The sequence below is a fragment of the Blautia sp. AM29-29 genome (genome assembly GCF_003480555.1).
Classification (GTDB): Bacteria; Bacillota; Clostridia; order Lachnospirales; family Lachnospiraceae; genus Fusicatenibacter; species Fusicatenibacter saccharivorans.
In genome coordinates, this window is sequence record NZ_QUJD01000013.1 from 41,457 (window position 1) to 61,861 (window position 20,405).

At 47.3% G+C, this 20,405-nt stretch carries 17 protein-coding genes; 1 reads left to right on the forward strand and 16 read right to left on the reverse strand.

Going from position 1 to position 20,405, the window contains the following annotated elements; translation table 11 throughout:
* Window positions 1–12: 12 nt before the first annotated feature.
* The 10 genes from DW769_RS10545 to DW769_RS10595 form a co-directional block, all read right to left on the reverse strand.
* On the reverse strand, window positions 13–1,014 hold the full coding sequence (locus tag DW769_RS10545) for a calcium/sodium antiporter (RefSeq protein ID WP_117814373.1): 1,002 nt from the start codon (window positions 1,012–1,014) through the stop codon (window positions 13–15).
* 460 nt (window positions 1,015–1,474) lie between these two features.
* On the reverse strand, window positions 1,475–3,439 hold the full coding sequence (locus DW769_RS10550; protein ID WP_118640507.1) for an ABC-F family ATP-binding cassette domain-containing protein: 1,965 nt from the start codon (window positions 3,437–3,439) through the stop codon (window positions 1,475–1,477).
* Window positions 3,440–3,858: 419 nt separating this feature from the next.
* Window positions 3,859–4,347, reverse strand: coding sequence for a hypothetical protein (locus DW769_RS10555; RefSeq protein WP_117510553.1), 489 nt, complete (start codon window positions 4,345–4,347; stop codon window positions 3,859–3,861).
* A 277-nt stretch (window positions 4,348–4,624) separates the two neighbouring features.
* Entirely contained in the window at window positions 4,625–5,149 is a 525-nt protein-coding gene (locus tag DW769_RS10560; RefSeq protein WP_055225836.1) for a GNAT family N-acetyltransferase, read from the reverse strand.
* 25 nt (window positions 5,150–5,174) lie between these two features.
* Window positions 5,175–5,615 (reverse strand): GNAT family N-acetyltransferase, encoded by a 441-nt coding sequence (locus DW769_RS10565; RefSeq protein ID WP_117510551.1) that lies wholly within the window; start codon window positions 5,613–5,615, stop codon window positions 5,175–5,177.
* Between the two features lie 27 nt (window positions 5,616–5,642).
* Complete coding sequence (locus DW769_RS10570; RefSeq protein WP_117510549.1) at window positions 5,643–6,137, reverse strand: AAA family ATPase; 495 nt, start codon at window positions 6,135–6,137, stop codon at window positions 5,643–5,645.
* Entirely contained in the window at window positions 6,134–6,712 is a 579-nt protein-coding gene (locus DW769_RS10575; protein WP_118750361.1) for a histidine phosphatase family protein, read from the reverse strand. The genes DW769_RS10570 and DW769_RS10575 overlap by 4 nt, the downstream gene beginning before the upstream one ends.
* A 330-nt stretch (window positions 6,713–7,042) precedes the next feature.
* Window positions 7,043–7,648, reverse strand: a complete 606-nt coding sequence (locus DW769_RS10585) for a thymidine kinase (protein ID WP_118750362.1) — start codon at window positions 7,646–7,648, stop codon at window positions 7,043–7,045.
* A gap of 24 nt (window positions 7,649–7,672) precedes the next feature.
* On the reverse strand, window positions 7,673–8,047 hold the full coding sequence (locus tag DW769_RS10590) for a GNAT family N-acetyltransferase (RefSeq protein ID WP_243105448.1): 375 nt from the start codon (window positions 8,045–8,047) through the stop codon (window positions 7,673–7,675).
* Window positions 8,048–8,212: 165 nt separating this feature from the next.
* Entirely contained in the window at window positions 8,213–9,163 is a 951-nt protein-coding gene (locus DW769_RS10595) for a 3'-5' exonuclease (RefSeq protein WP_117761367.1), read from the reverse strand.
* Window positions 9,164–9,446: 283 nt separating this feature from the next.
* On the opposite strand from DW769_RS10595, the gene DW769_RS10600 reads away from it, so the two are divergent.
* The gene (locus tag DW769_RS10600; RefSeq protein WP_118750364.1) at window positions 9,447–11,504 is read left to right on the forward strand and encodes an ATP-binding protein; all 2,058 of its coding nucleotides are present in this window, start codon (window positions 9,447–9,449) and stop codon (window positions 11,502–11,504) included.
* 35 nt (window positions 11,505–11,539) lie between these two features.
* On the opposite strand, the gene DW769_RS10605 is transcribed toward DW769_RS10600, so the two are convergent.
* The 6 genes from DW769_RS10605 to DW769_RS10630 form a co-directional block, all read right to left on the reverse strand.
* Window positions 11,540–12,715: a glycoside hydrolase family 130 protein gene (locus DW769_RS10605; RefSeq protein ID WP_118700213.1), complete on the reverse strand. Its 1,176-nt coding sequence runs from the start codon at window positions 12,713–12,715 to the stop codon at window positions 11,540–11,542.
* The gene (locus tag DW769_RS10610) at window positions 12,705–13,883 is read right to left on the reverse strand and encodes an AGE family epimerase/isomerase (protein WP_055221154.1); all 1,179 of its coding nucleotides are present in this window, start codon (window positions 13,881–13,883) and stop codon (window positions 12,705–12,707) included. The genes DW769_RS10605 and DW769_RS10610 overlap by 11 nt, the downstream gene beginning before the upstream one ends.
* A gap of 18 nt (window positions 13,884–13,901) precedes the next feature.
* Window positions 13,902–14,924, reverse strand: a complete 1,023-nt coding sequence (locus DW769_RS10615) for a glycoside hydrolase family 130 protein (protein ID WP_117510535.1) — start codon at window positions 14,922–14,924, stop codon at window positions 13,902–13,904.
* Window positions 14,925–15,229: 305 nt separating this feature from the next.
* The gene (locus DW769_RS10620) at window positions 15,230–16,231 is read right to left on the reverse strand and encodes a substrate-binding domain-containing protein (protein WP_118750365.1); all 1,002 of its coding nucleotides are present in this window, start codon (window positions 16,229–16,231) and stop codon (window positions 15,230–15,232) included.
* Window positions 16,232–16,243: 12 nt separating this feature from the next.
* On the reverse strand, window positions 16,244–18,433 hold the full coding sequence (locus DW769_RS10625) for an alpha-galactosidase (protein WP_118750366.1): 2,190 nt from the start codon (window positions 18,431–18,433) through the stop codon (window positions 16,244–16,246).
* Window positions 18,434–18,532: 99 nt separating this feature from the next.
* Window positions 18,533–20,251, reverse strand: a complete 1,719-nt coding sequence (locus tag DW769_RS10630) for a phospho-sugar mutase (RefSeq protein WP_118750367.1) — start codon at window positions 20,249–20,251, stop codon at window positions 18,533–18,535.
* Window positions 20,252–20,405 lie beyond the last annotated feature (154 nt).

Below are 20,405 nucleotides of genomic sequence, written 5' to 3' on the forward strand. Positions count from 1 at the left end.
TTTCCATTCCCCTTATCTTATAATGATATAAATGGCATATGCGGCATAAAATGCGACCATACAGAAACCTTCAACTCTTCCGATTTTCTTTTTGGTTCCTGCAAAAATCCATACACATACCGTGAATACGATCAATACACACAAATCAATTATATTTTCCGTAATAATGGCCATCGGGCTGATTGCGGATGCAATGCCAAGTACCATAAGAATGTTGAAGATATTGGAACCGATCGCGTTGCCAAGTGCCATATCAACTTCATTCTTTCTGGCAGCAACGATAGAAGTTACGAGTTCCGGAAGGGAAGTTCCGATGGAAACAATGGTCAGTCCGATCAGAGTCTGGCTCATTCCGAGATCGCCCGCGATTCTCGCTGCGGCATCTACGGTCACATCTCCGCCGACTGCAATGGCGACTGCTCCGCCGACGATGAACACGATACTCTTCGGAACGGAAAGCAGCTTAATATCCTCGTCCAAACCGCCTTCAATTTCAACTTTTTTTCCTTCTCGGTTTGCCTTTAATGCAATCTGAACCATGTAGACAATGTAACCTGCAAAGAATCCAATTAAGATCACGCCGTCCAGGTGACCGAGCATCATACCGGATTTATCGCCGAGTCCGCTGATTCCCAAAACCATTAAAAGTCCGGCGCAGATCAGGGACAGCGGGATGTCTCTTTTGATGGTTTCCTTTGCAACTTCTACAGTAGTCAGTACGGCACAGACACCGATGACAACCATCAGGTTAAAGATATTGGAACCGATGACATTACTGACGGCAAGCTCGTTGTTGCCGGTAAGTGAAGCCGATACACTGACCGCGGTCTCCGGAAGTGATGTTCCCATGGCAACAATGGTCAGTCCGATGATGATCGACGGAACGTGCAGTCTCTTTGCTGCGCTTGAGCTTCCTTCTACGAAAAAGTCCGCACCTTTGATCAGCAGGACAAAACCGATGACGAGACAGACAAGCACAAGAGCAAACGGGGCGTTGTTGATGAAATTTTCCATGTTTTCCTCCTTTGTTTTCCAAGCATATATTCCAAAATAGTATCGTTAACAGAAGCAGGTTTTACTCATTATCCGCAAAAAAAGACTCATGTATATCAAGGAACATCCGATATGCGATACACCGGTGATTCATCGATATACATGAGTCTCATTATTTAAGATTTGCCAGATTATACTCTTTTCTTATAATCAGAATGTTGACAAATCACACATTCGTGCTAACTACTCCCTCATGGAATATTACATTACTTGATAAATACTATCAAATGTCTTCGGGGTTGTCAACAAAATTTGACTTTTTTATCCGAAAGATTTCAGCCCCGCTTACGAATGCATACCAGTCATGGGTGCAGAATACTTTACAAAATATAACAAACCGAATATCCTAAAACGAGAAAAACTTCATTTTCATGATAGTCCATTTTTAGACTGATCTATCTTTTCTATGGTACTCACCTCTCTATTCGTCCTGTGTTTCCATCTCTTCGAGTTCCAGTTCCGTTTCCATCATGCGTTCCAGCAGGGATTCCTGTGTCTGATTTTCTTCGTCTATTTTCGTCTGAAGCTCCATCAGCCGTTCGTAATCTGCGGAAAGTTCCGGGTCCATCATTTCCAGTTGAAGTTCTGACATTCTGCTCTCACTCTCCGCAAGCTGCTCCTCGTATTTTTCGAGCTGCCGTTTTAAGCGGGACAGAATTTTTCCCGGGTTATAATATTTCTTTTTGTCAAACACATCATCCAGCGTCGGAACGTCGGCCGGTTTTCGTACAGCTCCTCCCGCATTTCCCGTTTCTCTGCCCGGCGTCTGCCGTTTGATTTCTTCGAGATACTGTGCATAATTCATTTCGTAAAATTGTACGTCGCTCTCGCCGAACTCCAGAATACCGGTTGCCACCTGGTTGATGAAATAACGGTCGTGCGATACGAACAAAACGGTTCCCTCGTAGCTGGTCAGCATTTTTTCCAGCGCTTCTTTTCCCGCCAGATCCATGTGATTCGTCGGCTCGTCCAGGATCAGGAAATTCGGTTTCGTATAGAAAATCCGGCAGAGCTCCAGCCGCACTTTTTCACCGCCGGAGAGCTGCCCCATTTTCTTTTCGACATCCTCACCGGAAAACAGAAAGGCTCCCAGTGCGCTTCGGACATCGTTGCGAAGCAGGTTCGGATAAAGACTCCAGAAATAGTCGAGCACCGTCTGCTCCGGGTCGAATTTCTGGTTGACTGCTTTGTGCTGATCGAAGTAGGCAAAATCCACGCGGTTTCCAAATTGATAACTTCCGCCCAGTGGATTGATTTCGCCCACAACGGTTTTCAGAAGCGTCGATTTTCCTTTTCCGTTTTCTCCGATGATCACAATCCGTTCTGCTTTTTTGATGACGGCCGAAACCTCGCTCAGGACGGTATCGTATCCGATTTTCAGTTTCTTCATCGTGAGCACATCCGTATAGCTTTCGCGTACCGGATGGAATAAGGCGTGGAATGTCCTCGTGTCAAACCGCCGCGGTTTCTCAATTTTTACCATGTGCTCGATCGCCATTCGTTTCGAACGGGTGGCCGCAACTTTTGTCGGTGTATTTTTCCATTTTTCAATCCACGCCGTCAGACGCTCGATTTCCTTCTGCTGCGCTTCATAGTCTTTTTCCTGTTTGATCTGTGCTTCTTCTTTTTGTTTCACAAATGCCGAATAATTTCCCGGATACCGTTTGATGTCACCGTATTCGATTTCATACGTCACATCAATCACGCGGTCCAGAAACATGCGGTCATGTGATACAATGATAACGGCATTTTCGTAGCTTTTCAGATAATTTTCCAACCACTCCACTGCAGCGATGTCGAGGTGGTTGGTCGGCTCGTCCAGAAGCAGGATGTCCGGGCGCTGTAAGAGGAGCTGAATTAGGGCAATTTTTGTCTGCTGTCCGCCCGAAAATTCACCGATCGGTTTTTCCAGATCTTCGAGCGCAAAACCAAATTTCTGGAACATCGTTTCCATATCTTTTTTCCAGCTGTACCCGTGCAGACTCTCGATTCTCCGCTCCAGAAAATCGTACTCCGCCAGCAGCTTTTTGTGATCTTCCGTCTCGGCGAGCAGCTTTTCGATTTCCTTTTTTCGTGCCTCGCACGCAAAGACTTCTGAGAAAGCCTTCTCCAGCTCCTCTTTTACCGGCACATCTCCATCGGTAAAATTAATCTGGCGCAGAAAACCGATGTTCTGTTTTCCGCTCATTGTAATCCCGCAGGTCTCGTCGCTGTCCAGATTACTCATCTCAATATCCCCAGCAATCAGCCGCAGCAGCGTCGTTTTTCCACAGCCGTTTCTACCGACAATTGCAATTTTTTCTGTATCGTGAATTTCGAAATTCACACTGTTTAAAATCGTATCCGCGCCAAACTGTACTTTTGCATTTCTGATCTGATATCTCATGTTTTATACCTTTTCTGTTGTGTGAACCTCACAGTCGGTATTTTCACGGAGTCTGACATGTCGAAAATAGTTCGACTGTGACTTACCTCATGTCAGTGGAGGATACCGATTTCTCTCCGCCCGCCACTGCTGTTATGTTTCTTTTAACAATTCATCCCACCGCTTTAGAAGCGGGGGACTTCTTGTCTACTGATGTTAAAATTCTGCTTCCATTATACCGTCTCCGCCCTTCGTTCTCAATGCCAAAAATTTTTCGAATCAAATTTGGTACGCCTGCGGCATAAAAATATCTCTGTTTTACTGATTTGCTCCAGTAAAACAGAGATATTTAACTTCCTATATATTCCGAAAGTCCCTTACGCAAAAATACTACTCATGAGTAGTATATAATATTCTTCTCTTTTTTTCAATGCTGTCTCTTAACAGATTTTCCCAACCAGCACTACAATCCCAGCTGTCACAAGTGCAATGATCAGATACAGAATCGTCGCCAGGCCTCGTTTTGTCAGCACGGTTTTCCATGGTTTTATGTACGGAATCCCTTCCATTCCTTTGATCTCCCATATTTTACTGTGTCCAACCCACACCCGGTCAAGCATAATTCCGTCGAACCAGTTCATCACCACAAGGAAGAGGTAGGATTGGAGATATGCCGTCTTGAAATCGGTGACTTTATTCCAGACAAAAATGATCGCGATCAGCACCACGAACAAAATGATGCAAAATGGAATCATAACCTGCTTTCCTTTTTTCATGACCGCATCTTTGTCGATCAGTCCACGTTTATCGGCTTCTTCTATATATTCCTTTGGGTAAAAATAAACACAGTTCATTCCATCATTTCTTACCAGACACTTTACCATCAGAATAAACAGAAGACAGTATAATATGTTTTGCAACAACAGCATCTCACATTCCTCCTCAGACTACCGTTTATGTTTCTTATAGCTTCATGTTAGTTCAGGCTAATCACATTGTCAAGAGGACTTGCTGTTTTTACATTAACACTGCCGCAATGGATAAATTATAATCGTTTATAAAGCAAAAAAAGAAACGAGCAAGTCCTGTCAGGCATAAACCTTACCCAGTGAAAACCCATTTCTTTTTTAGACAATGTCAAAGATACCATACTTCTTTCTCCCATCGAACTTTCTTTACACTCGTCCCTCATTTATTTTACAATTTCTATTTCAGATTGCAAAACTCATCCGCCGTCAGCTCATAGTCGACAGAAGATTCCATTTCCCCCAGCTGATTTTTCCAGGAATTGTAATGGACTGCGGTTTTGCGGAAGCCGAGTTTTTCGTAGACATGCTGTGCTCTTGTGTTTTTGAGGTTGGTATCAAGAAAAATAACGTTGGCTCCCATGCGGAACAATTCTTCTATGAGCATGCTCAGTACAACTCTTCCAATGCCTTTTTCCTGGTAATCGGATTCGCAGATTTTGATTCCGATTTCATATCGATGATTTTCGAATACATAGAAACTCATTTCGCCGATTCGCACATCGTTGTATTCTATGATGAGTCTTCGTCTTGTTTCATCGCTGTCGTCGGCAATCTGTTTTTCAATTTCCGCTGCGCTTGTCCCAAGCCCGTTTGGAAATCCGGCGTGGGCCATGACGGTTCCATCGTTCCACCAGACGGCTAATTGTTCACAATCTTTCTTTTCGGCATTTCTAATGCACAGCTGATTGTATTTTATGTTCATTTCTTCTCTCTTTCTCTGCAATCACTTACAGCTTAGACTCATACCATTCCTCCGCCGTTTTCTCAAATCCGACCGACTGGAACATGCGCTGGCTTTGTCCATTAAAAGAATAAATATTGGCTTTTACCCGCTCCATTCCCTTTTCTCTTGCAAGCTTCAGCATCTCCAGAACGCACCGTCTTCCAATATGCTGATTCTGGTATTCTTTACAGACAACGACAGCGATTTCACTATTCTCTCTCAGCGAAACATCTCCCACCAGCACGCCCTTATATTCTATATAATAGCAGTCACCGTGCGCGGTAAGATAATCATACATCCGATGCAACAGCTCCACATCATACGGCTTCTCCCGGTTGTCCACCTGCCTACACACGTCCAGATCCTGATACCACGGAAGAGAGGCCTCGTCATTCCTGTAATATGGGATCAGCCGGAGTTCATTGTCTATGATTCGTTCGGTCATTTTGGTTTGGCTCCTTGTTTTTTGATCTTAAAGTGCTGCAATTTCCTCTGTAATTTCACAGACACTCTTATTACTCGTATCAATTTTTACCGTATCAAGTACCTGATACATCTGAATTCGTGCAATGCTTTTGTCCATAATCTCTTCCGTACGAATCTTATTTGCGATGTCGGATAATAACCGCTTCCGCAAATTTGCTTCATCCACGATCAGCGAAATTTTAATCACTCTGCATTCTTCCGTGTCCAGCTTACTGACGATTTCATCAACAATACTCTGCTCATGCATCACCCAGCAGAAAATAACGTTTTCATAAGCGCTGCAATGCAGAAAGTTATTCAGCAGATAACAGATGTTGTCCATCACCATCTCTTTCGTCTCATCCGTCACCTGAAACGGATCGGCGTCCCAGCACCAGTCGCCGTCAAGAAAAACGCTGTTCGCCAGATCTTTTTTCAGCTGCTGACTTACCGTCGTCTTGCCAACGCCCATCGTTCCGCCGATCAAATATAATGTTTTCATTTTTCTCTCCCCATAACACGAATATCCGAAAAAATATCGTTTTCAAAAAGGATTTCAAATCCATCTGCCGGCTGAAATCTGCCATTCAGGATTTCTTTTCCATGGAAGGATATTTTTCTTACTTTGTTTTCCGCATCTTTCACTTCAATTTCACAGTAAGAAAGCAAATATGCACAGATCGCCGTCGCATGAGAAACCACGAGTGCTGTTTCTCCTTCTTCCATCTGTCCGACGATAGAATCGATCGCGGTTTTCATCCGCACCTTCACTTGATTTAACGATTCCCCGCCCGGATTGCGAAAATCGTGATCTTCATACTGTTTCAGCCAGAAATCCTCCCTGGCATCCCCGATCGTTCTTTCATGCAGCTCCTTCACAATGACCGGGTGATCTGCGATGAATTCAGCCGTTTCCATTGCTCTCCGATAAGGTGAAGAAAAGCATCTGTCCACATTTGAAAATATATTTCTTTTTGATACAGCAAGCGCTTTTCCCTCTTCCGATAGAGGAATCTGCTCATTCTGCATATCCCCTTTTTCCGGGATGGAATGCCTCATTAAAAATATTTTTTTCATTTCACTCTCCCCTGCTGTTATTCCTAAAGTTTTTTAATCAAAAACATCTCCATCGGCTTTTTTCCATATCCTTTTTCTGATGTTCCCCAGCGATAAAAAGCATGGTGCAAAACGGAGTAGTATCCCAGAAAAGATTATATTGCAGCAATCAAATGTTTCCAGCGGACCTGCTCTTGTGGATATTCTTGATAAACTGATACGAATGGATGTTGTTGCAAAAGAAGCTCCTATTAACGATGAAAATGATGTGTCGCACGGACGGAAGCTTCCCACAGTTCCACCAGCGTTTCCATCCGCGGCATTCTCTCCTGTACTTCATATATTATTATCTTACTCATCTTCCTTCCACAGCTTTCCTTCTTTATAATGTTTCCTGCAAAGCGCCACATAACTCTCGTTCGATCCAAGGAAAATCTGCGCGCCTTCCCGAACGATTTTTCCGTCTGCGTATCTCGTATTGCACTGCGCCCGTCTTCCGCACCAGCAGACCGTTGGGACTTCTTCGATGATGTCAGCAATTTCCATCAGCCTTCTCGACCCCGGAAACAAATGTGTCTGGAAGTCTGCCCGCAGACCGTAGCAGAGCACCGGAATTTCATAGAAATCTACAATATCCGAAAGCGTATCAACTTCCTCCTGGGAAAGAAACTGCGCTTCGTCGATCAGAACCGCATCCACTTTCTTTCCATGATACCGGTATTCCCCGCTGTCCGCACTCCATGTCTCCGAAATTTCTTTTAAAAACTCATCCACATATTCCGCCGGTGCCTCCAGCCCGATGCGGGATTTGATTTCATGCTCCCCGTCGCGGTTATCTGTCCGCGGCTTCAGCAGGACAGCATACTGTCCACGCTCCTCATAATTATAGCGAACCATCAAAATATTAGCAGATTTCGAACTGCCCATCGCGCCGTAGCGGAAATATAATTTTGCCATTGTTTTTCGTCCTTTTGTCTTTTCTTATTCTTTCAGTTCTTTCCGTAAAAACGGCTCCTCATCAAGCTCTGCGTTTTCAAATCTGTGATAAAATTTATCTGCATTTGGATTTGTCGCCCGAATCAGATAATATTGGTTAATCCCATGTTTCCTGCAGTCTTTTTCCATCTCCTGAAACAGCCCCTGCACAACGCCTTTATGTCTGGCTTCCGGCAGCACATAAACCCAGTCCACATATGCCATCCGGTAACCGTCCTGCATACATCCGTAAAAATGATACTCAATTCGCCCAAGAACCTGATCATTCTCCATAGCAAGAATGGATGTTGTATTCTGATAGAAGGGATCTTTTACTCTTCTTCGCAGCCCTTCCCGATCCACCGCTTCCACATGCATCATCTCCGGCTCTGCCCCCATTTCTTTTCTATAACAGAAAACTACCGACAAACCTGCTTTTATCGATAGTTTCTTCAATTTTTATTATAACCGATCCCGCTCTGTTTTCCAATTAAAAAGACAGAAGAAATGAAACCTTTTATCCCGTTTCCATTTCCTCTGCCTTTCTTACATTTCTTTCCTCTTCTGATTCCTCTTCTTCCGCAGGTTCTCTTTCTTCTGCCGGATTTCCCCCGCCTCCTGTTCGCTGCTGATGCGGATGGTTTTCACGACGAAGAGTTTTCCTTCGTCCGAATGTTTCATGCGGGCTTTGCCTTTCAAATATCCATGCTCCGGGCACCAGGCTACGCAGTAGTAGTTTTTCCCGCCGGCCGAAAACCAGCGTAAGCGTTTTCTTGCCGTTTTCCCGCAGATGCAGCAGTGCGTGCTGCAGACCTCGCGGTCGTGCATGGCTTCTTCTTTTGTGTCGAATTCGCGGGAGATGAATTTCGTGTAGCCATTATAGACGGCGTGGATCTCCTCTTTTTTCGATTTCGGGTTCTGATATACGTCGATCGAGTCGTACGCCAGCACAACATCCATATCGATGCGTGCAAAAATGTCGGCCGTATATTTTGCATCCGAAAGCGCCTGATGAAAATGCTCGTCCTTCGGGAGATGGAGGAAGTCGGCGGCGTACTCGAGCGCCCGGCGGCTCTTCATCGTTTCGTACTGGATCGCGAACAGTTTCTGTACATCGTAAAAATGAATCGGCCCGCGGATCAGCGACAGGAGGTTATAAAATTTCATGTTCCGCTGGAGCTCCGTCAGGTCTCCCGGTCCCCAGGTGCCGAACATGCACGCACCGCCGGAGAATGCAAAAAATTCCTGCACGGCCTGCGCAAATGGGATTCCGTTCTGCAGATCCTCTTCTGTCAGTCCGACGACCTCGCGCGTCCGGTGATGGAGATGCTGGTAGACCACCGGTTTTACAATCCGGTGAAACGTTCCCAGCACATTCCGCTCACCATCCATCTTCACCGCGCCGATCTCAATAATCTCAAATGGCAGCTTCGGGTTCTCTTTTCCTTTTCCATAGGGACACTGGTTCCATTCCAGGTCAAAAATCACATAGTCCATTGTATTGTCAATCCTTCATTCTGTGTCGTCTGTCCCTATTATAAATGATTTTGATATAATGAGCAACTATCTGGCAATTCCATTCTCCGCCCATTCTGGCAATTTTCTTCTTATGCATTACATTTCCCATTCATTTCATCCCGTTCTCTTTCAAACTTAACGCTTCTTTTATTGAAATCCCAGGGTAAATCCGATATAATATTTTTAACTCCGGCCTTCGTTTTTACTCAAAAAAATCACCTGAAAAAGCCGGAAATATTACGAATTTAGATGAGCATCCGATATGAAAACAAAATTAACGCAAAAACAGATTCGATTTCAGGCGCTTCTGCTGTTTTTTATTACATTTTTTCTTGTCGAGCTCTGCGCCGTTTTTCTGTATCAGAATCAGTTAAAGGAAGCAAAGCTGAAAGCTGACTATACCGCACAGACGACCATCGGCCGCGTGAAATCGCAGTTAAACCATTATCTTGCCGAATCCAATCTGATGAAACACATGATTGAAGCCGGTTATACCGTCAATGACGAAGAGTTTTCCGTCCTCTCCTCGCTGATGCAGGACGACCAGAATGTCATCAAAGCACATGAGCTTGCAAAGGACGGCATTGTCACACTGATTTATCCGATGAGCGGAAACGAAGCCGCACTCGGACTTAACATGCTCGAGCATCCTGCCCGGAAACAGGAGGCACGCCTTGCCAAAGAGAGCGGCGAATACACGATTGCAGGACCGTTTGAGCTGCAGCAGGGCGACATCGGAGCACTGCTCTTTGACCCGATTTATACCACCGATGCCAACGGTGACCAGACCTTCTGGGGCTTTTCGATTCTCGTTCTCGACTGGGAATCGTTTCTGAACGAAATTGAACTGGATACACTGGAAGAAGCCGGCTACACCTACGAACTCTGGAAAATTTCTCCGGCCACCGGCGAACACGTTTCCATCGCACACTCCGGCAATTCCCGGCGTTCCGATGCCATCGAAGTTCTCTGCACCGTGCCGAACGACACCTGGCATTTTGAAATTGTACCGAAAAACGGCTGGCTCAGTCCGCTGCAGGTTTTTGTTTCCTTTGCACTCGGACTCATCCTTTCCCTGCTTGCCTCTATTGGTTTTCTGCAGTTCCAGATGCGCCGCTATAAAGACGAGATTCACGCAGCAGAACTGGAAAAAGCCGTACAGGAAGCGCAGTCTGCCAACGAAGCAAAAACACGTTTTCTGTTCAACATGAGCCACGACATCCGAACTCCGCTGAATGCCATCATCGGTTTCTCGGATCTGCTGGAAAAGCACATCGACGAGAAGGACCGCGCGGTCGACTACATTGCAAAAATCAAGTCCTCCAGCAGTTTTCTGCTCTCCCTGATCAACTACGTGCTTGAGATGGCGCGCATTGAGAGCGGTAAGGCCTCGCTGAAAATCGAGCTCGGCAGCTACAGCGAGCTGATCAATTCCCTGAATGCAGTGTTTGAGCCTTCGTTAAAAAGCAAAAAGCTTTCCTATCTCTGTTACAACACGGTGGAACACGATGCCATCCTCTGCGACCGGACAAAAATACGGGAGATTCTGCTGAATATCATCAGCAACTCCATCAAGTATACGCCGGAGGGCGGAAAAATTTCCGTAAAAATCGAAGAGACACCGGCACCAAGGAAGGGCTTTGCCTCCTACCGCATCACCGTGAAGGACAACGGTATCGGCATGAGCAAAGAGTATCTGCCGCATATTTTTGAAGAATTTACAAGAGAACATTCCTCCACCGAAAGCCACATCACCGGAACCGGCCTCGGCCTTCCGATCGTAAAATCCCTCGTGAATCTGATGGGCGGAACGATCGATGTGGAAAGCGAACTCGGTGCCGGAACAATAACTACGATCTGCCTCACGTTTGAACTTCCGACCGAAGAACAGCTTGCGGCTCACCAGCATAAAGACGAGATTCTCGAGCAGTCCCTGCAGACGCTTTCCGAAAAACGCGTGCTGCTTGCCGAGGATAATGACCTGAATGCAGAAATTGTACTCACCGTTCTGGAAGAAAACGGCATTCACGCCGAGCACGTAAAAGACGGCGCCCTCTGCTTAAAAGCAGTCCAGAACGCACCAGAAGATTATTACAATGTTATTCTGATGGATATTCAGATGCCGAACATGAACGGCTATCAGGCCGCAGAAGCGATCCGTGCACTCCCGGGAAAACGCGGGGAAATCCCGATTGTCGCCATGACGGCAAACGCGTTTGAAGAGGACCGCCGAAAAGCACTGGAATCCGGCATGAACGCCCATATCGCGAAACCCGTTGACGTTTCGGTTCTTCTCGAAACACTTTCCAGGTTTTCATGACCTTTACAGATCCCGATGCGCCGCAGCGGACGCTTTTATTTCTCGTTTTTCAGCAGCTCCAGGTTTTTGGAGATCAGCTCGCATCTCTGTTTTACGCAGTCCGGGGATCTGTGCGGATCCTGCGGTGTGTTGAACAGATAGTCCTCGAGTTTGTCGATTGTGGTGGTTGCTACATGCATTCTTGTATCGCAGGATGCATAGTAGATGTAAACTTCTCCGTTCTCACGCGCAATCGCGCCGTTTGTAAATACAACGTTGGAAACGTCTCCGACTCTCTCTTTTCCAAGCGGAACCAGGAATACACCGGACGGCTCTGCAATGACTTTGGACGGATCGTTCAGATCGGTACCGAAGACATACAGAACGTAGCGAAGGCCTGCTGCTGTATTTCTTACACCGTGTGCAATGTTGATCCAGCATTTCTTACCGCGGATCGGCACTGCTCCGGCACCGTTTTTGGACTCGGTCAGGGTATGATAAATACGTTTGCTGATGATCTTCTCCTCATCGATGACAGCGTGTGTGATATCATCGCAGAGTCCGAAGCCGATTCCTCCGCCGCTTCCGGTCTCAATGAAACCATCCATCGGACGGGTGTAGAAGGCATATTTTCCGTCTACGAACTCCGGATGCAGAACAACGTTTCTCTGCTGCGGAGAACGTAAGGTTTTCAGGTTGTCCAGACGCTCCCAGTTCTTCAGGTCTTTCGTTCTTACGATACCAGCCTCAGCAACAGCCGCGGACAGATCCGGATCGTTTTTGTCCTTGCTCTCAGAGCAGAACACTCCGTAAATCCAGCCGTCCTCGTGCTGGGTCAGACGCATGTCATAAACGTTGGTTTCCTCTGCGCAGGTATCCGGCAGCACAACCGGGTAATCCCAGAAATGGAAGCCGTCGATACCAGTATCACTCTCTGCAACAGCAAAGAAAGATTTTCTGTCATTACCCTCCACGCGGACAACGAGATAATACTTTCCATTCAGATAAATCGCGCCGGAGTTCATCACAGCGTTGATGCCGAGACGCTCCATAAAGTACGGATTCGTCTCCTCATCCAGATCATATCTCCAGTGAACCGGAGCGAACTCTCTTGTCAGCACCGGATACTCATAGCGGTCATAAATACCGTTGTAAAAATCTGCTTTTGTGTTCTTTCTTGCCACAAGGCGGTCTACCTTGGCTTTTTCCACATAATACTGTTTATTCAGCATCTTTTAACCTCCCAATTACTTCCATACACATACGTCCATTGTGATACGGGCATTTCCACGGTTCTACAATCGGCTCATGGATCGGGCTTCCGTCTGCATTCACGCACCAGAACCACTCAGACCCCTCTCGTTTGTCGATCACATATTCCTTGATGTAGCCCCAGATGTCTTTTGCCGCATCGAGATACTTTGTTTCCTCCGGTTTTTTCTGCCATGCATTTAAAAATCCAACGACTGCTTCTGCCTGTACCCACCAGACTCTTGTGGTATCATCCACACCGCGCTCGCACTCATTCATCAGCGAATGATTTTTGTATGCCGTGTTGTAGATATTTTCCGCAATCTCTCCGGTGATCGGCAGCAGTTTTTCCCGGTAAGCCGGATCGCCGAGCACTTCTGTACCCCGGTCGATCAGCCAGGAAGTCTCGATATCATGGCCATAAGAATACAGATCAATCAGCGTATTCCATGTCCGGTCGAAGAATACTTCCTGACGGCCTTTTTCTTTGTTATATACTTTATCCGCGAAGAGATCCATCATAAAGCGGAGACGGTCACCGGTAAACGGATCCTTTGTCACGCGGTACAGCTCGGTATATGCTTCGAAAACATGCAGCAGCGTATTCATGGTCTTCTCTGCCATGACGCCGTTCTCCGAGAGCTTTTCATTGCTCTCCGGCTTGAAATCGCGGGTAAATGCCTCGAGATAACCGTACTCGTCGGTGCAGTGTGTCTCGATGATCTGCTGCAGCGATTTTGCCAGCTCCAGCGCCTCGGTGTCGCCCGTCGCATCAAAATACGTAGACAGCGCATAAATTGCAAATGCCTGATTGTACGTATGCTTTGTCGTATCGAGCGGTTTTCCGTCGTAGGTGACAGACCAGAACACGCCACCGTACTCGCGGTCCACACACGCCTGTTTCATAAAGCGGTACGCATGCTCCGCATCGGCGCGCAGCTTCTCGTCCTTTAAGGTCAGGTACGCATTCGAGAAAAACCAGAGAATTCTGCTGTTTAAGATGCAGCCCTTCTCATACGTTTTCTGCACGTTCAGATCAAAGTCCTGATAGCCGTAAAATCCGCCGTATTCCTCATCTCTTAAGCCCTCCCAGAACGGAACGATCCGTCCAGTAAGCTCCTGCTTTACTTCCTTTGCCAAAGACTGCATCTTTTCTTTCCTTCTTTCTTATCTTCTTCCAATTTCGGTGTCAGACTCGCGTACGACACTGTTTTTCTTGATATAATCTACAATCAGATCTACGGTTGTGAATGCCAGTCCTACATACGTATCGGCTGCGCCGTAGTAGATCGCGATCTTTCCGGTCTCTGCATCGTGAATGGTTGCGCACGGGAAGGTTACGTTCGGAACGAAGCCTCTCTCCTCATACCACTCTTCCGGTGTCAGAAGGAAGTTCTGGCAGCGGTATTTTACGATGGACGGATTCTCTTTGTCGAGGATTGCGCCGCCGATGCTGTATACATAGCCATTGCAGGTGCCGCTTACACCGTGGTAGAACAGCAGCCATCCTTCGTTGGTCTCAATCGGAGCTGCGCCGCCGCCGATCTTTAAGGACTCCCACCACTCCGGGCTCTTGCTCATGACGTGGCGGTGTTTGCCCCAGTACAGCATATCCGGGCTCTCGGACAGGAAGATGTCACCGAACGGTGTGTGGCCGCTGTCGCTTGGACGGGACAGCATCACGAAGTTGCCGTTGATTTTTCTCGGGAAGAGAACGGCATTTCTGTTGAATGGAAGGAATGGATTCTCCACACGTACGAAGGTTTCAAAATCTTTTGTTTTTGCCATTCCGATGGCTGCACCGTAGAAGTCCTGGCACCAGATGATGTAGTAGGTATCTTCTACTTTTACAAGACGCGGGTCATATGCGTAAACCGGCATGAACGGTTTGCCTTCTTCGTCAACGAACTGGATTTTGTTCTCATCGAAATTCCAGTGGATCGCATCTTTGCTTCTTCCAAGGTAGATGTACGGGATTCCGTTTGTCTGCTCACCACGGAATACTCCGATGAACTCGTCGCCGTACGGCATAACGGCGCTGTTGAAGATTCTTGCTACTTCCTTCACCGGATTTCTTCCGATAATCGGATTCTCGCTGTATCTCCATACCGGTGCACCGGAAAACTCAGCCGGGCCTTCCTGCCATGGCATATTTTTGACAGCATCTCCAATAATTTTAACTTCGCTCATTTTTTGAAACCTCCATGAAAAATATTGTTTGTTTATGAGTTGTACTTTGTTTTTTTAAGTTTCTGTTAGTGGACAGAATCTTGTTTTTTAATTCTTTTTTCTCCGAACCGCCGTGTTTTATCACCCTCACGCCCAGTCCTTTAGCTTAATTTTAACATAGATGATTAATTTTTCAACTGGAAATCACTTAAAAAATAAGTTCCGTTAGATACTGTCAATTTTTAAGTGACTTTGTTGTGTAATATGTACAAAAACGGGGCATTTCAAAATGCCCCGTTTCTTAATTTATAATTCAGTTATAAAAATCAAAGCTTTACGCTCTCTTTCGGCACCAGCTGTCCGGAGACAATTTCCATATTTTTGCCGGATGCCGCGCCGCGGATCTGCTTCAGCGCTTTTTCGAGCGCTACTTTTACCATCGCCTTCGTATTGATCTCATACGAAGTGATCTTGAGATCCGGGAAACCCGGATACAGGTAATTATCGAAGCCGACAACGGAAACGTCCTCCGGCACGGAGATGCCGCGTTTTTCCAGCTCGAGCATCAGAAGGCCGGCGGTCAGGTCGCAGTTGCAGACGAACGCTTCCGGCATCTGTTCCGGGAGATGAATTTCGATCTGGCCCCGCTCATCACGGTCCTCCAGAATCCATTCCGCCGGTGTCACATCGCGGTGTTCCAGAACAGCCTTGGAAAAACCGCAGTACCGATCCATGATACTGCTGGAAAAATGAATCGAACCGACAAAAGCCAGCTTGGTAAGGCCATGCTCATACAGGTATTCCGTCATCAGATACATTCCGTGAAAGTTATCTGCGATCACGGCATCTTTTGCCAGCTCATTGTCGTAGAAATCCAGAAATACGATCGGAAGATCCACGTTTTTCTTCAGATAGTGGATGTAATCGCGGCTCGTGTCTCCCATAAGGATCAGCGCATCGACGGTCTGCTCCTTGGAGATGCACGGCACGATCATCTCATCTTCCATCTCCTGTTTCAGGATCTCCACGGTCACCATACAGCTCTTTTCCGTCGCCGCCAGTGCCATCTCCTGATACATTTTCCAGTAAAATGTCGTATACTCTGCCAGATACCGTTCCGGAATCACCACTCCGATGCAGCGCAGGCTTTTTCCCTGTGTATTTCTCGCTCCGCTTCCCGGCTGGCGGTACCCCATTTCCTTTGCAATTTCCAGAATCCGGGCGCGCATCTCATCGCTGACCCCTTTCTGTCCTGTAATCGCGTTATGCACGGTGACGGCGCTGACGCCCGCCACCTTTGCAATATCTGCCAATCTTACTTTTGCCATATCCGTTGCTCCTTAGTCTACTGCAACAAAGTGATACAGTCTGCTGACGAAATCACCCCAGAAATCTTTCATCCGGAAACCGGCATTCATCAGCATCTCGCCGCTGTAAACCTCATCGGTTCCCTCCAGACGATATTTTTTCGCCGGATCAAAGCCGCGCAGGCGAACCTTGCGGGACGGCATATTTGCCTGTGCCAGCACCTGTACGTAGGTCACAAGCACTTCGCTTTTATCCTCCGATGCTACTGCCCAGCAGTCGGATCTGTGGTTTTCACGGCTGGAAAGAATACGGTAATACTCTCCCTCGCGGATCAGTTCATGATATTTGTGATACATTGCGGTCTGCTCCGGAATCAGCTTTCTCTCTTCTTCCGGCAGTTTTGTGATATCAAGCTCATAGCCGAACGTTCCGGCCAGTGCCACATGGCCTCTCGTTGTAAACGGAGTTACACGGCCAACCGTGTGGTTCGGGCATACGCTGACGTGTGCACCCATTGAGCAGAGCGGGTAAATGAGGGCTGTTCCCTCCTGGATTTCCAGACGCTCAATCGCATCGGTGTCGTCGGAGCACCAGATCTGCGGACTGTAGTAAAGCATTCCAGGATCGAAACGTGCACCGCCGCCGGAGCAGTTCTCCAGAAGCAGATCCGGGAACTCCTGTACCAGACGCTCCTGCATCGCATACATACCGAGCACGTAGCGGTGGAACAGCTCCTGCTGGGAATCTTTGTCCAGGTAGGTGCTTCCCAGGTCGCTTAACTGACGGTTCATATCCCATTTCACGTATTTGATGTTTGCACTGCGCAGGATTTTTGCCACACATTCATACGCATAATCCTGCACTTCCGGGCGGGAGAGATCCAGCACGTACTGGCAGCGGATCTCAGTCGCTTCTCTTCCCGGAATCTGAATCGCCCATTCCGGGTGCTCTCTGTAGAGATCAGAGTCCGGGGAGATCATCTCCGGCTCGAACCAGATACCGAATTCAAGACCGATTTCATTCACTTTGTCAACCAGATTTTTCAGGCCGCCTTTGATCTTCTCTTCGTTGACAACCCAGTCACCGAGGGAAGAATCGTCTTTATTTCGTTTTCCGAACCAGCCGTCATCCATAACAAGCATCTCGATGCCGTCTTTTTTTGCCTCTCTTGCGATATCGAGGAGTTTATCGGTATCAAAATCAAAGTAAGTTGCTTCCCAGTTGTTAATCAGAATCGGGCGTTTTTTGTGGTTGTACGGGCTGCGGATCATATGTCTGCGATAAAATGCATGGTAGGAACGCGTCATTTTGCCAAGTCCCTCGGCAGAGTAGACCATAACAACCTCCGGCGCCTGGAATTCATCGCCGGCTTTTAAATTCCAGCAGAACTCCTCCTGGTTGATACCCATGACCATACGAACGGTATCAAACTGGCATCTTTCCACCTGTCCGATAAAGTTGCCGGAATATACGAAGTGCATTGCGTAAACCTCGCCGCGCTCCTGATCCGTTCCCGGTGTCACCAGGGCCACAAACGGGTGCTCCTGATGGCTGGACTCTCCTTTTCCGGAGGAAACGAGCTGTTTTCCGTAACGGAGCGCACCCTGCTGGATGTGGCGTTCTCTTCCCCAGGATCCATGAAGAGAAAGCATCTCAAAGTCTTCGTTGTCCATATCGAGGCAGGCACTGTAGATTTTCTCTACCTTCAGCGCTTCACTGCCTTCATTTTTCACGCGGACACTTCGGGTGATAACGTTTTCTTTTGTAAAAACAGAGTAGGAAAGGACAACAACAAGATCAAGAACAGGATCTTTGCAGGTGATTTCCAGAGTTTCTACTTCGTCCTCGGTTCCAAAAGAAGCTGGAAGACCGGTCAGCGGGCGTTTTCCTTTGAAAATTTCATAGGAATCAAAGAAAATCTCACATCCCATACGGCCCTGTGCATTTCTTATATTCAGACAGCTCTCACGGTAATCGCCGACTCCTCCGGTCGGGTATTCCATTGGAAAACGGTCGAGGAACGAAGATTTCTCTCTCTTATTGACGGACGGGGTGAACGGCGGCTCATCCATGCGGAGCGGATACAGATCCGGCTCTCCGTGCAGAAGGGGTCCGTAGTAAACATGTCCGACGTAGCCTTCCGGGCTCAGGCCGATCACATACGTCGTATTCTCTGTATTTAACTGAAAAAGCTTTTTCTCATCATAATATAAAATCGCCATTTTCTTCTCCTTATTTCAGGTAAGCTTGATCCGCCGGGCCGATTTTTGTACAAAAAGACCTCACCCGCCGGGCAAGGTCTTTTTGTATTCACACAGCGTTTAAGCAGTTACCATTGCATTTTTTAATTTTTCCAGTTTCTCGGCTGCATCTTCAAGGGATGTGCCTTTTACGCCGAAATAGAATTTGATCTTCGGCTCAGTACCGGATGGGCGCACACAGCACCATGCGTTGTTTTCCAGCTCATAGTAAAGAACGTTGGAGGACGGAAGTCCGGTCGCGCTCTTCTCTCCGCTTACGAGATCCACTCGTACGTCTGCTTTGTAATCGCGTACGGCAAGAACTTTGAAGCCGCCCAGCTCTTTCGGCGGGTTCTCACGGAAGTTGGTCATCATGGTCTGGATCTCTTTTGCACCGTCGATACCTTTTAAGGTCATCGTTGCAAGACCCTCTTTGTAGTAGCCGTACTCCTCGTACATATCCACCATGGCATCCCACAGTGTCTTGCCCTGCTGTTTGTAGTATGCAGCAACCTCGCACAGCATCATAACTGCCACGCAGGCATCTTTATCTCTTGCATATGTTCCGGCCAGGCAGCCATAGCTCTCTTCCAGACCAAATACATAATTGTGTGCACCGCTCTGCTCAAAAAATTTGATCTGCTCGCCGATGTATTTGAATCCGGTCAGAACCTCGATCAGTGCCACGTTATAAGCTTTTGCGATTGCTTTTGCCATATCGGTCGTAACAATCGTCTCAACGAGTGCCGGGTTCTCCGGCATGGTTCCGTTCTTGGTGCGCTCACGCAGAATATACTCTGCGATCAGCATACCGGACATGTTTCCGGTGAAGCTTACGTATTCGCCGGTCTTGCTGTCTTTTGCGTAAACGCCGAGACGGTCTGCATCCGGGTCCGTTGCAAGGATAATGTCCGCATCTACTTCTTTTGCAAGCTTCAGCGCCAGTGTCCATGCTTTCTCGTCCTCCGGGTTCGGATAAGCAACGGTCGGGAAGTTTCCATCCGGCTCTTTCTGCTCTTTTACAACATAAACCTGGGTAAATCCAAGCTCGCGCAGTACGCGGCGCACCGGCACGTTTCCGGTTCCGTGAAGCGGCGTGTAAACGATCTTCATGTCTTTTGCAGCATCTTTGATGATTTCCGGGTGGATACTCTGCTCTTTTAATTTTGCAACGTAACGGTCGTCAAAATCGGTTCCGATTACCTGGAACAGGCCTTCTGCTCTCGCATCATCCTCTGCCATCGTCTTAACCGCAGAAAACTCGGTTACTTTTGCTACCTCTGCGAGAATGTTTTTGTCGTGCGGCGGTGTAATCTGTGCGCCGTCCTCCCAGTATACTTTGTATCCGTTGTACTCTCTCGGGTTGTGGCTTGCGGTAATGACGATACCGGAAATACAGCCGAATTCACGGACAGCAAAAGAAAGCTCCGGTGTCGGACGCAGGGACTCGAACAGATACGTTTTGATTCCGTTTGCATTCAGGCAGAGTGCTGCTTCGCGTGCGAATTCCGGAGACATTCTTCTGGAATCGTGTGCGATGGCTACGCCTTTTTCCTGTCCGTTCTGGGAAATAATGTAGTTGGCAAGGCCCTGGGTTGCCTGGCGTACGGTGTAGATGTTCATGCGGTTGGTACCCGCTCCGATGACACCGCGGAGTCCGCCGGTACCGAACTCAAGCTGACGGTAGAAACGGTCTTCGATTTCTGCCTCATTTCCTTCGAGTGCTTTCAGCTCTTCTCTGGATGCCTCATCAAAATATGGATCATTGCACCATTTTTCATATACTTCTCTGTAACTCATGTTTGTTATCCTCCCTGTCTGTTGTACTTTATTTAACTTAAGACAGCAGACTTTTTCTGGATTTAAGCTCGTTTCATCACAGCTTAAAGTTACTATTTGTTTAGTCTGCTGTCAACTTAAAAATTAATTTATTTTTTCTAATTCTCTTGGTTCC